Origin of the sequence: Methylorubrum extorquens (genome assembly GCF_024169925.1) — a bacterium.
GTDB lineage: Bacteria > Pseudomonadota > Alphaproteobacteria > Rhizobiales > Beijerinckiaceae > Methylobacterium > Methylobacterium extorquens_A.
Map to the genome: position 1 here is coordinate 3,112,569 of NZ_JALJXF010000001.1, position 13,131 is coordinate 3,125,699.

General features: G+C 69.6%; 9 protein-coding genes. All 9 read right to left on the minus strand.

Annotated elements, in window-relative coordinates:
• Positions 1-270 precede the first annotated feature (270 nt).
• The 9 genes from J2W78_RS14770 to J2W78_RS14810 all read right to left on the minus strand — a co-directional run bounded on the left by J2W78_RS14770 (position 271) and on the right by J2W78_RS14810 (position 12,192).
• Positions 271-2,139: a response regulator gene (locus J2W78_RS14770; RefSeq protein ID WP_253371666.1), complete on the minus strand. Its 1,869-nt coding sequence runs from the start codon at positions 2,137-2,139 to the stop codon at positions 271-273.
• Complete coding sequence (locus J2W78_RS14775; RefSeq protein ID WP_253371668.1) at positions 2,136-3,869, minus strand: response regulator; 1,734 nt, start codon at positions 3,867-3,869, stop codon at positions 2,136-2,138. Before J2W78_RS14775 ends, J2W78_RS14770 begins: the two co-directional genes overlap by 4 nt.
• Complete coding sequence (gene cheB, locus J2W78_RS14780) at positions 3,866-4,951, minus strand: chemotaxis-specific protein-glutamate methyltransferase CheB (RefSeq protein ID WP_253371670.1); 1,086 nt, start codon at positions 4,949-4,951, stop codon at positions 3,866-3,868. Before cheB ends, J2W78_RS14775 begins: the two co-directional genes overlap by 4 nt.
• A complete protein-coding gene (locus J2W78_RS14785; protein ID WP_253371672.1) occupies positions 4,948-7,182 on the minus strand; it encodes a hybrid sensor histidine kinase/response regulator in 2,235 nt (744 codons plus the stop codon). The genes cheB and J2W78_RS14785 overlap by 4 nt, the downstream gene beginning before the upstream one ends.
• A gap of 24 nt (positions 7,183-7,206) precedes the next feature.
• Positions 7,207-8,913, minus strand: a complete 1,707-nt coding sequence (locus J2W78_RS14790) for a methyl-accepting chemotaxis protein (protein WP_253371674.1) — start codon at positions 8,911-8,913, stop codon at positions 7,207-7,209.
• A 131-nt stretch (positions 8,914-9,044) separates the two neighbouring features.
• Positions 9,045-9,590: a chemotaxis protein CheW gene (locus J2W78_RS14795; RefSeq protein ID WP_253371676.1), complete on the minus strand. Its 546-nt coding sequence runs from the start codon at positions 9,588-9,590 to the stop codon at positions 9,045-9,047.
• A gap of 8 nt (positions 9,591-9,598) precedes the next feature.
• A complete protein-coding gene (locus J2W78_RS14800) occupies positions 9,599-11,053 on the minus strand; it encodes a CheR family methyltransferase (RefSeq protein ID WP_253371679.1) in 1,455 nt (484 codons plus the stop codon).
• Positions 11,054-11,064: 11 nt separating this feature from the next.
• Positions 11,065-11,565: a chemotaxis protein CheW gene (locus J2W78_RS14805; RefSeq protein WP_253371681.1), complete on the minus strand. Its 501-nt coding sequence runs from the start codon at positions 11,563-11,565 to the stop codon at positions 11,065-11,067.
• Between the two features lie 138 nt (positions 11,566-11,703).
• Positions 11,704-12,192 (minus strand): MucR family transcriptional regulator, encoded by a 489-nt coding sequence (locus J2W78_RS14810; RefSeq protein WP_253374048.1) that lies wholly within the window; start codon positions 12,190-12,192, stop codon positions 11,704-11,706.
• Positions 12,193-13,131 lie beyond the last annotated feature (939 nt).

Genomic DNA, 13,131 nt, shown 5'->3' on the forward strand with positions numbered 1-13,131 from the left:
CCCGAAGTAGCGCGGCGCACATCCATCTTCCTGCGGGCCGATGCGGAGCGCAATCCTTGCGCGCACGCGATCGCCGGGCGTGGCGCGAATGTGTCATAGCAAATCCGGTTGATCCCTTCGGGATGGCGGATTTGGGCTTCGCTCAAGCGCCGCGCGGGCTTGCTGATCTGGTCCCCGCTTGGATCGAGCGGAAAACGTATCAGGTGCGCTGCGCTCCCGAGAGGGGCGGAGCACTCCTCGCGAGGCTAGTGAAGCGGGAATGATGCCCGATCAGGCTGGGGAGTCGAGAAGCTGCGAGACCCGCGCCGCGAGTTCGGCGGAGGCGAAGGGCTTCGTCATCACCGGCAGATCCTCAGGGATCTGCACGGCCTCCGCATGGCCCGTCAGCAACAGGATCGGCACGCTGGAGAAACGCTCGCGGATCGCGGCGGCAAGCTCGACGCCTGTCATGCCGGGCATGGCGAGGTCGGCCACGACGAGGTCGAAATGCTCGCCCTGCTCCATCAGGCTCAGCGCCGTGCGCCCGTCCGAGGCCTCGGTTTCGTTGTAGCCGAAATCGCTGAGGAAAGAGGCGGTGACGTGTCTCACCTCCTCGTCGTCGTCGACCACGAGGATGCGGGCCGGGATTGCCGCGGTCACCACCGCCGGGGCGGTCGTCTCTTCGGTGTCTTGGGCGGCGCTCTGGGCGCGCGGGAGGGCGAGTTCGATCCGGGTTCCCTGGCCGACTTCGCTGGTGATGCGAAGCCGCCCGCCCGCCTGCTGAGCGAGGCCGAACACCATGGCGAGGCCGAGGCCGGTGCCTTGCCCGACCGCCTTGGTGGTGAAGAACGGCTCGCAGACCCGTTCCAGAATCTCCGGCGGGATGCCGGTGCCCTCGTCTGCGACCGTGACGACCGCGTAGGTGCCGGGTTTGAGATCGGGATCGTCGGCGATCTCGGCGCGACGGGTCGAGATGGTGACGGTGCCGCCGTCCGGCATCGCGTCGCGGGCGTTGATGCAGAGGTTGAGCACGGCGAGTTCGAGCTGGTCGGGATCGACCAGAGCGAAGGGCATGTCGGGTTCGAGATCCCGCACGACGCGCACATGGCTGCCGAGGCTGGAGCCGAACAGCGCGCTCATCCCCTCGATCAGCGCGTTCGGGTCGACGGGCCGGGCATGGGCGTCGTTGGAGCGGCTGAAGCTCAGGAGCCGCTTGGTCAGCGCCGAGCCGCGTTGCGCCGCGCCGGTGGCGTTGTCCACGAGGCGCTTGACCCGGGGCTGGTCAGCGATCTTGGGGCCGACGAGTTCGAGGCTGCCGAGGATCGCGGTGAGCAGGTTGTTGAAGTCGTGTGCGATGCCGCCGGCCAGCGTGCCGAGCGCCTGCATCTTGTCGGATTGGCGCAGCCGCGCCTCCAGGCTCTTCTGCTCGGTCACGTCCCGCTCGATCGTGGCGAGATGCGTGACCTCGCCGGCCCCGCCGCGGATCGGCACGCGGATGACGTGCGACCAGCGCTCGGCACCGAGCGCGCCGCGGGCGATCACCGTCGAGCCGGCTTCACCGGCTGCGACCGCGCGGCGGTCGGCGGCCTCCGCCTCTTGGGCCTGAGGGGTTCCGGCGATCTCTGTCTCGGTGCGGCCGAGGCAGGTCTCGACCGTGCCGCCGACAAGACCCGCCTTGCGCGTATTGAGGCGCACGAAGCGGCCTGCCGCGTCCTTGAAGGAGATCGCCTCCTCGGCGTGGTCCAGGAGGCCGCGCAGCAGGGCCCGCTCGGTGGCGAGATCGCGGCCGAGGCGGTGACGCTCGTAGGCGTTGCGCACCGTGGCGCGCAGCAAAGTCGGGTCCCAGGGCTTGGCGACGTAGCCGATGATGCCGCCGCGATTGAGCGCCGCGATCACCGCCGAGATGTCGGCATAGCCGGTGAGCAGGATGGCCTGCGCCTCGTGGAAGCCGCGCGCCTCGGCCAGCAGCGCGTCGCCGGTCATGCCGGGCATGCGCTGATCGGAGACGACGACCGCGATGTCCGGGTCGTCGCGAAGGATATCGAGCGCCTCTTCGGGCTTGGCCGAGGTGAGCACCCGGTACTCGTCCTCGAACAAGTCCTCCAGAGCGATCAGGATGTCCGGCTCGTCATCGACGGCCAGAATCGTGCCTTTGCTCATACCGGTGCCGGTTGCCTCGGAATTCCGATGACGAAGCTCGCGCCGCCGCCCGGCGCCGTCTCGACGATCAGCGAGCCGCTATGCGCCTGAACGACGCTGTAGGCAATCGCCAAGCCAAGCCCGGTGCCCGATCCGACCGGCTTCGTCGTGAAGAACGGCTCGAAGATCTTTTCGCGTAACTCCTCGGGAATACCGGGTCCGGTATCGCTGATGCGGATCATGTCGAATTCGGCATCCGAATAGGTCGCCACCGTGATGGTCCCGTCACCATGGATCGCATCCGCTGCATTGCCGAGGATGTTCATGACGACCTGATTCAACAGGGCCGGCGTACAGGAGATCTCCGCGCGTCCCGAGAAGTCGCGCGTCACCGTGATCCGGGTACCGAGCTTGTGCTGGATCAGAGCCAGCACCGTCTCGATCGCCTCCGGCACGTTGACGAGGCCGCGCTCGCCCTCGTCGAGCCGCGAGAACTTCCGCAGGTTGAGAACGAGATCCTGAATCCGGGTAAGCCCGAGGCGCATCGAGCCGACCCGGTCGCGCGCCTTGGTCAGCGCCCGCTGGCCCTCGGGCGCATCGGGTGGCGGCAACTCGCCGAGCAGGCGCTCCACCGTGCCCTGATGCGCCAGGATGAAGGCGAGCGGATTGTTGATCTCGTGGGCGATGCCCGCGACCAGTTCGCCGAGCGAAGCCATCTTGGCGGCCTGGACCAGCTTGGCCTGCGCCTCCGTCAGCTTGCGGTTGGCGTCTTCCAGGTCGCGGTTGGCCTGTCCGAGTGCGTCGGCCAGCGCCGCGCGGGCGGCGGCCGTCTCGGCCTCGGCGCGGGCGCGCTCCACCGCACGCTCGCGGTCGCCGAACTCGCCGGAGATGCGGCGATTATCTTCCTCCAGCAGACGGCGGCGGACGAGGCCGCGCACCCGCATCGCCAGAACTTCGCCGTCGGCCTTCGACACCACGTCGTCGGCGCCGGCGGCGAAGGCCGCGACCAGGAGGCTCTTGTCCGGCTTGTCGCCGGCCATGCCGACGAGGGGAAAGGCGTTGCCGCCGCCCTCCGGCGCCTTCATGCGGCGCTCGGCGATCTCGGTGCAGAGCGCGATGCCGTCATAGGCGCTGCCGACGAGGTCGAGGGTCACGCAGTCGAAGCCCGCACCGGGCTCGTCGAGGGCTGCGAGCGCCCCCGTGCGGTCCGCCACGGCGACCACGGTGTGGCCCTCCTGGGTCAGCAGGCCGGTGAAGAAGGCGCGGTAGGTGGCGCTGCCGTCGACGATCAGCACCCGGCCGCGGCGGAAGGCGGCGCCGGACGGCCCCTCCGTGGCGGAACTCTTGCGTTCGCGCAGCAGGGCGCGGATGCGCAGCACGAGGAGATCGCGGTCGGCCGACTTTTCGACGTAGGCGTCGGCGCCGCTCTCGAAGCCGTGGCGCTCGCCGTTGCGGGCGCTAGTGAGCATCACGACGGGCAGCGCCCGCGTTCGCAGCGACAGGCGCATCTGCCGGGTGAATTCGTCGCCGTTCATGCCGGGCAGGTGGTGGTCGGCGACGACGAGATCGGGGAGGTCGGTGTTGAGTAGGTCGAGCGCGGCCTCGGCGGTCGCGCAGCGCTGCACGGAAAAGCCATGCCCTTCGAGCTGAAGCCTCAATTCGAGCGCCTGGGTCTCCGAATCCTCGACCAGCAGCAGCCGGTGGCCGGGCGGGGCGGATGATGCGCCGGAGGGCGATGCACTCGCGGTCATGCCGGCTTCCTCTGCGCGAGCCGCACGAGATGGTGCGCTACATGGTCGAGGGGCAGCACCCGGGCCGCCGCGTTGAGGCGCACCGCCGCGGCGGGCATACCGTAGACGACGGCGCTGCTCTCGTGCTCGGCCACCGTGGCGGCGCCGGCCTTGCGCATGTCAAGCAAGCCCTGTGCACCGTCCTCGCCCATGCCCGTGAGCAGCACGCCGATGCCCTGCGGCCCGGCCTGACGGGCGACGGAGCGGAACAGCACGGTCGCCGCCGGGCGCTGGCCTCCGACCGGAGCCAAGTCGCTGACCCGAAGCAGCCCGTTCGCCCCGAGTTCGAGATGACGGTCGCCGGGGGCGACGTAGACATGGCCGGGCTGCATCGTCTGCCCGTCCCGCGCCACCCCGACGGCGAGCGGCACCACGCCGTCGAGCCAGCTGGCAAAGCCGTCCATGAAGGCGGCGCCCATATGCTGAACCAGAAGGATCGGAAGCGGGAAATCCGCCGACAGGCCGCCGATCACCTTGGCGAGTGCCGGCGGGCCGCCGGTCGATGCGGCGACCGCCAGCACGCTCGGCGCGGCCTCTGACTCGGAGAGGATCGGCAGGTCGGGGGTGGGAGCCGTCCTGCGCGCATTCCATTCCGCTCCGATCGGCCGGCGGCGGATGACCGGGACCGCGGCCATGATGCGCAACTGTGTGCAGATCTGCCCAGCGACCGCCTCGTAGCCGTCATTGGTCGTCGCCACGGGCTTCTCGACCACCGAAAGCGCGCCAGCCCGGAGCGCGTTCATCGAGATCTTGAGCGAGGAATCCTCAATCGAATCGGCGATCACCACGATCGGCGTCGGCCGGCTCGCCATGATCCGGCGGGTCGTCTCAAGCCCGTCGATGCCGGGTAGGCGGATGTCCATCGAGATCACGTCCGGCCGCACGGTCTCGATCGCCGCGAGCGCCGCCTCGCCGGATTCAACCGCTCCGGCCAGTTCCAGCCGCGGGTCGCGGGCGATGATGTGGGTGAGGAGGATGCGCACCACGAGCGAATCCTCGACAACCAGCACGCGCACGCGCGGATTCTCAGCCCCTCCGTTCACAGCAACTGACCGATGGTATCCAAGAGTTCGCGCTGATCGAATTTCTGCTTGGTGAGATAGGCGTCGGCCCCGAGTTCCAACCCGCGCGCCACATCCTCCTCGTCACCGCGCGACGTCATCAGGACGATGGGGAGGCGTGCGAAATCCTCTTCGGCGCGCAAAGCCTCGACGAGGCCGAAGCCGGTGAGGCGCGGCATCTCGACGTCGGCGACCACGAGATCGACCGGCTCGATGCGCGCGCGCAGACGGTCGAGCGCCTCTTGCCCGTCGACGCAGACGATCACGCGGTAGCCCGCCGCTTCCAAGATGCTCTTCTCCAAGGTGCGGGTGGTGATCGAGTCGTCCACGACAAGAATCGTCGAACGTCGCGTTTCCGGGATCGTTCCGCTGCCGTCCCCAAGTCCCTTCGACGGGGGCCGGACGGCCCGCGGACCGGCGCGACCGAGCCGGTCGATCAGTCCGTCCGGATCGAGAACGAGGGCGGGCGTATCGGTGCCGAGGATGACCGTGCCGGTGACGAGGGCGGGATCGCTGCCGATCGGCGGTGCGGGCAGGACCAGCAGCGTGCGCACCTCTTCCAGGCGATCGACCGCGAGCAGGCACCGCCCCCGCGTGCCGCGCAGACGCACCACCGGGATCGTCGCGCCCTCCGGGCGGTCGATGCCGAGGCCGAGCAGGTCGCCGAGTTCGGCGAGCGGTAGCGTGACGCTCTCTCCGCCCTCCCCCGCCACCTGCGCCACCGGCCGGCCCGCCACCGTGGACAGGGCCGAGGCATCGAGCCGCGAGAGCGCTTCCGCGGCACCGCTCGGCAGGGCGAAGCGCGTGCCGCCGGCCGAGACGATCAGCACCGGCCGGCGCGCAGCCGAGAGCGGCAGGGTGAGGATCAGCGAGGTGCCGTACGGATGACGGCGGGCGAGTTGCACCCCTCCGTGCAGCGCGCGGGCGACCTCGGCCACCACCGACAGGCCCATGCCGCGACCCGACAGGGCATCGACCGCGCCGGCGGTGGAGAAGCCCGGCTCGAACGGCAGCGCGAGCAGCGCGTCCGCATCGAGGCTCTCGCCCGGCGCGATCAAACCGCGGGCGCGACCCGTCGTCTCGATCGCCGCGAGGTCGGGCCCGCGACCATCGTCGTGAATGCCGAGGACGAGTCGCCCACCCTTCGCCTCGACGGTCAACCCGATCGAGAGGGAGGCGGGCTTACCCTGGCGCTGCCGGCTCTCCGGACTCTCCGCCCCGTGGCTCAGCGCGTTGCGCAGGGCGTGCAGCACCGGATCCTTGAGCGCCTGGAGCATCGCCCGGTCGACCGGCAGGTCGAGGCCGCGCGTCGTGACCTCGACGTCCTGACCGTCGGAGCGGGCCATGTCGCGCACCGCGCGGGCGAGGCCGCCGAACACCGTCTCGGCCGGCACCAGCGCGAGGCGCTCGGTTTCCTCGCGCAGGCGGCGCGCAGCGGTCTCGACGGACAGGATGACGGCCTTGTGCCCTTGTGCGAGGTCGGAGGCTTCGCGTGACAAGGCGGCCAGCCCGCTCTCGATCTCGGCGAGCGCCCGCCGCAAAGCCGCAACCTCCGTCTCCTCGGCCCCGCCGGGGACGGTATCCGGAACGCGGCGGGCGGCCTCCGTGCGGCGGCGAAGGGCGCCCGCGTTCGCCGAGAGCCGCGCGATGCGCTCGGCGACGGCCCCATGCCCCGGCAGCGCGGTCCAGAGCCCGTAGCTCGCCCGCGTCAGCGACTCGACCGCGGCGGCGGGAACGCGCAGCACCGCCTGCGTCGGTTCGGCGGTCGGCTCGGTCGCGGCAGCCGGCGCGGCGGGCGAGGTGGCGGGCTGCGAATCCGGTTCGGGTCGAGCGGGCTCCGAAGCGACGGCCTCGGGGTCGAGGCAGGCGTTCAGCGCGGCCAGCGCGTCCTCGGGCATGCTCGCCTGCCCCGTCGCGGTCGCGGCGACGTAAGCCTCGATCCGGTCGAGAGCCAGATGAGTCGCGGCCCGCGCCGCCCTGTCGAGCGGGCGCTGTCCGGCGCTGATGCGCTCGAACAGGGTCTCGAGCTGATGCGAGACCGCCTCCACGGGAGGCAGATCGACGGCACGCGCCGCCCCCTTCAGGCTGTGGGCGCGACGGAACACGTCGTGCCAATCGACCGGTCCCTCCGCCGCGAGAGCGGCGCGGATCGCGTCGAGATGCTCGCGATGCTCGATCTCGAAGGCGGCGAGAAGCTGCTGGCGGATGTCCATGCGGCGGGACGCTCGGCCGGACCGCTAAAGCCGGTAGCGCTCGGCCAGAGCCATCAGCCCCTGTGCCAGCTCGGTCAGGTTGGCCGAGGCGGTCTCGACCTCGCGGGTGCCGGCCGCCGTCTGCTGGCTCGCCTGCCGAATGTTCTGCAACGCTCCCATCACCTGCTCGATGCCGAGCTGCTGCTGGTTGGTCGAGGCCACGATCTGCTGGAAGGTCTGCACGCCCTCCTCCACGCGCGCGGCCATCTCCTCGATGGTGCGGACCGTCGAATCGGTGCGGGTCTTGCCGGCGGCGGCGCGCTTGACCGCCTCCTCGGTGAGCATGACCGAGGCGTTGATGCCGCGCTGGATCTCCCCGAGGATGCCGCGCACCTGCGCGGTCGCGCCCTTCGCCTGGTCGGCAAGCAGCTTCATCTCGGAGGCGACGATGGCGAAGCTGCGCCCGCTCTCGCCCGCCGCCGCCGCCTCGATGGCGGCGTTGAGGGCGAGCAGGTGGGTGCGCTCCGAGATGTCGTTCACCGTGACGATGATCTCGCCGATCGCCTGCGTCTTCTCACTGAGGGAGACGATGTTCCCCGCCACCGCCTCGCCCTGTTCACGGATCGAATCCATCGCCTTGGCGGTGTCGGTGGCAGCGCGCAGGCCCGAACGCGCGGTCTGCGCCGCGGCCTGGGCGGTGGCGATGACTTCGGTGGCGCGCTTCGAGATCTGCGCGCCCGAATGGGTGATCTCGTCCACGGTCGCCGCGGTCTCTTGGACGGCGGCGAATTGCTCCTCGACGCTTGCGGCCTGTTCCTGGGCGGAGGCGCGAATCTCGGCCGCTGCGGCGTTGAGGTCGGCCGTGGCTGCGCGGTTGGTGCGGGCGAGGTCGGACAGGCCGGCGACCATTCCGTTGAGCGTGTCGCCGAGCCGCCCGATCTCGTCGTTGCCGGAGCGGTTCAGGCGCCCCGTCAGGTCGCCGGCCCCGATCTGCGCCACGAAACGCATCACGTCCTCCAGCGGGCGCACCACCGCGCGGCTGATCAGCACCGTCACCAGGATGGAGAGCAGGATCGAGGCGGCGACCGTGATCGCGACGGAGAGGAGGCTGTTGCGGTAGATGTCGTTCACGCTGCGCTGCCCTGCGGCGATGACCCCGTCGAGGGCCGTGCGGGCGTTGGCGATGCTGCGCAGCAAGCCATCGTGCAGGCGGTTGACCTCCTCGTTCCGGGCTTCGACCTGCACGATGTCGCGGGCATCCACCGCGCGAAGCTGTTGCTCGCTCGCGTTGCGCACCAGGCGGAAGGCCTCGCCCGTCTCGCTGAAGACGGCACCGAGGCGTTTCCAGGCTTCCAGGCGCTCGGACGAGATCGCGGCGGCCTGATATTCCTTCACCTCACCGGAAATGGTGCTGAGGAGCCGTTCCAGTTCCGCCACGTTCTGGCGCCAACTGCCCAAGAAATCATCGGAGCGGGCCGGCGTCGAGGCCGAATTCGCCTGCGCCTGATTCTGCGCCTGCGTCAGAACAGCGATCACTGCGTTGCGCCGCACGAGCCCCATGTTGCGCGCGATGTTGCCGAGATCGTCGAGCTGACGCAGCACGCCGATATCGCGGGTCACGATCAGGTCGGTCATGTCGCGCACGCTGCCGATCTGGCGCAATGCGTAAGCGCCCAGAGCCGCCACGATCAGGCTCGCCGCCACGAAGCCGAGGAGGATGCGTTTTCCGATCGAGATCGACACGGGCGACATGGCTCCGGCAGGCGGTGCGGGGGAGGGTTCGGGTCTCGGGGCCGCCCCCATCGCGGGCGGCTCCAAACGTCTGTCTTGATGCGCGCCGAACCGAACCGGTGTCCGGTTCGGCGTAACAGCGCTCGCGACGATCAGGTCATGAAGCGGGCAAGTAGGGCCCGGATATCGACGAGGGAAAAGTCCTCGGGAATCCCGCCCGTCCTGTCCGAGCCGGGCGGTGCATAGCCCGAAAGCGGCCCGCGGCCCAGACTTTCCGACTCCGGTGCCAGCCGCGTCAGCGTCGTTTCGATCTGCGCGATGCCGAGCACGCGGTCGACGGCGAGGGCGACCGGCGGCTCCTGCGCGCGGAGACGCACCACGTGCCCGCCTTCGTCGGCCTTCGCGGGGTCCAGCCCGAGGCAGGCGGCGAGGTCGAGGACACTGACGATCACCCCCGACACCGCCGTGATGCCCCGCAGCATCGGCGGTGAACCCGGCAGCGCCGTGCAGGGCCGCTCGGGTGCGACGCTCGCGACCGTAGAGAGCGGCAGGCCGTAGCGCTCCGCTCCGCAGGCGCAGACGAGATAGGCGGCGGTCTCGATCGCCCGCTCCTGCCCCACCGTTCGGGCCGCAAGCGCGGCGGCGCGGGCATCGAGCAACACGGCCGTGCGCGCTTCGGCATCGGATCCGGCGGTCACGCCGATCTTCATGCGTCTCGGCCCGTGATTCCGGCCAGGGCACGGCGTGCACTCTCGGCCAAGCGTGCGGCGCTCACTCCGTCTCCCTCCGGCAGGATCGTTTCGGGCGGCAGTCCTTGCGCGAGGCGCAGGGCGTTGTCGAGGGCGCGGGCGGCTTCGCCCCGGCGTCCGACGCGGGCGAGCAGCAAACCGAGCTGAAAATGGGCCATGACGAAGGCGCGGTCGAGGAACAGCGCCCCCCGCAGGGCTCGTTCGGCTTCCCGCTCCCGCCCGAGATCGAGGGCGAGGAGACCCTCGTAGTAGCGCAAGGGAGGATCGGTGGCGTAGCCGTCGATCTCTTCGTGCAATCGGCGCCATGCCCGCGCGGTTTCGCCCGCATCGGCCAGCACGCGGATCTCGGCCAGGAGATCGCCCGGCGACAGGGGATGCTCGATCGCCGGCGCCACCGGTCTCGGGGCCGGCACCGGCCGGGCCGGCGCGGCGGCAGCGACGGGTTCCGGCGGCGGGGCGAACAGGATCGGCGCCATGTCCGGCAGCGCGGGCACAAGAACAGGCGGCGGCTGAGACGCCGGCGTGTCGATCGGGCGGTAGGCAACCGTTCCCGGCAGGGCCACAGGCTGCAGCCATTGCCCGAAGGTGGGATTGGGCTCGGCATGCCCGATCAGGAGCCAGCCCTGCGGGTTGAGCCGCTCGCCGAGCGCCCGCACGATGCGGGTGACATGGTCGGCGCTAAAATAGATCAGGACGTTGCGGCACAGGATCAGGTCGAAGCCTCCCGGCATCCGGTCGCTGCCGTCGATCAGGGTCAGGAGGTTCTGCCGCTCGAAGCGCACCATGCGGCGAAACGCCGGCCGCAAGGCGTAGCCGCCATGCGGCAATCCCGGCCGGGCGGGAGTGCGGCGGAACCAGCGTGCGCGCTCCTCCGTGTCGAGGGTGCGCAGGGCCCAGGGGCCGAACTCCCCCTCGCGCGCGACCGCGAGCGCGGCGGCGCTGAGATCGGTGCCGAGGATCGTCACGGACCAGTCGACAAGGGCGTCGCCGAGAAGGTCGTGCACGAGGATGGCGAGGGAATACGGCTCGGCCCCGGTGGAGCAGCCGGCACTCCAGATCCGCAGACGGCGGATCTCGCGGCGTGCCTCGATCAATTCCGGAAGGATCGTTCGGCGCAGGGCCGCGAATTGCTCCGCGTAGCGAAAGAAGAAGGTCTCGCCGATGGTGATCTCGGCCTCGAGTGCGGCCCATTCCTCCCGGCCGGCCGCGCCGTCGAGCAGGAGTGAGTAGGCAGCGCAGTCGGCGACCCCACACGTTCGTATCCGCTTGCGCAGGCGATCGTAGAGGAGGTCGTCCTTGTCTTCGTAATAATTGTGCCCGGTCCGGGCGATCACCCGATCCTTGAGAGCCGGAAAACCGGGATCCACCGCCGCGCTCGCGCCGCGTCGGGGCCGCTCGACGGGAGCCGTCACGACCGTTGTCCTCAGACGGCTCGCGCCCCCTCTGGCTCGAACCGGGCAAGTCGGGTCGTCGCCTGCCGGGTCAGCGCGTCGAGACGGGTCCGCTCTTCGAGCGTCAGGATGCGGTCGAGCGAGAGGAGATGCACGAGGCTGTCGCCCCGCGCGAATTCGCCGATGACGCAGCCATTGAGACTACGGGCGGATTCGACCGGCCGCAGCGACTCCTCCTCGACTTGGACGAGGTCGAGCGCCCGGTCGACGAGAAAGGCGATGTCGCCCCCGCGGGCCAGCACGACGTGCCGGTAGGGATCGCGACCGCTACCGGCGTCGCGAAGTGCGAACAGGGCGGCGAGATCGATGACGGGCACCGGCTCGCCGGCTAGATTGAGAAAGCCCACGAGAGGCCCGCCCGCGGCCGGCGGTGCATGCAGGCGCGGCAGAGGGAGGATCTCGCGGATCTCGGCCCGCGGCAAGGCGCAGGTCGTCCCGGCGATGTCGAGAAGCAGGGTCGGCAGACGCGCCATCGCATGTCCTTGGGGCGGTTCGCCGCGGGAGCGGACGACGGGACCGCTCGTCACCTCGATCATGCGGTTGACGCTCGCCGAACGCAAAGGTTTCACGAACGACCGGTCCGGCCGTCCGTTCCTGCGGCGAGCGCCGGCTCAGGCGACCTTCTGGCGCGAACGCGACTTCGTCGCGGGCTCGGGCGCGGGGGCCTCTTCCTCGATACGGCCACCCGGCCGGCCGAGGCCGATCGACTTCGCGAGGGCGGAACGCTGCGCGGCGTAGTTCGGCGCGACCATCGGATAGTCGTTCGGGAGGCCGTAGCGCTGGCGATACGAGTAGGGATCGAGGCCGTGCGTGCCGAGATGGCGCTTGAGCGTCTTGTAAGCCTTGCCGTCGATGAAGCTGATGATCGCATCCGGCGTCACCGATTTGCGGACCTGCCCGGAGGACGGCTTCTCGATCGCTTCCTCGGCGGGAGCGGCCACGGCCTCGGGACTGCTGAGGGTCGTCAGCGCCGTATGCACGCTGATGATCAGGCCCGGAAGCTCGGAAGCGGGGACTGAGTTGTTCGACACATAGGACGAGACGATATCGCTCGCCAGTTCGACGAAATCGTTGAACGATTTCTGGTTTTCTTCTGTCATTCTGCCTGTCCGTTCCGTAGGCCCCCGGGCGCCAAAATCATACGTGATGCGCACCGATGCAAGAGAAGAATTCGAAAAACTATGTCAAGCTTGTGGGTATTGAGGATGGCACACTCAAGTCCAGCGTCGTCGTTGAAGCGTAGAACGTTAAATGGAAGCCGTGCTCACACGATCCAGTGGTGTGTCATAGCTCAACCTTTCCGGCGCTGACCCGGAGCGTTGCCGCAACCGGAACGTCCTATAAGCGACGGACGGACCGAGAGTTTCAGTTCGGCTTCCGCAATTGGCACAGTGGAGCGGAAGGACGCTGCCGCACCGTGTCCGCACTCCCGTCAACCCCGCAGGGAGAAAGCGGGAAACGGGTGACGCTTTGACGTCTTAAGCACCCATATTCTTCGCTATACAACCGGTGCGAGACGATCCGTCGCGCCGTCATCAAGCCTCGATTTGTGTCTCCAAGTCCAATGAAGAGAGCGATTTCGGGCAGCAAATGTCATTCTTGTGAACGCCGGGACTGCCGCACGCATTGCCCGCCGGCCTCTGTTGATGGCGGGCCGTCCGTGCTACGGGTCAAGGACAATGAAGTCCGCTGGTCCCATAGCGCTCTGGCTGGCGGCGGTGATCGTGATGGTCGCCGCCGTGCTGTTGCCGTCCGGCGCCCAAGCGCACGGCGTGCACGAGCATGTGGCTCGGACGCAGCCGGTCGTTGCCGCGACGCGTGACCTCGTGATCGCGGGATCGGACGTCCGGCTCGCCGCTCGATGCCGATCGTTCGAGCGGACGCGATACCGGTGATCGAGCCATCCCGGATGGACTGTGCCTGCCCGGATTGCGCAGCCGGAGGCACATGCGGCCATGCGCCGTCGTCCTGCTGCGCGACCGGACTTGCCCCGTCACCGGTTCCGGCCCTTCCGCCGGCCGCCGCGCAGGCCTGTGCTC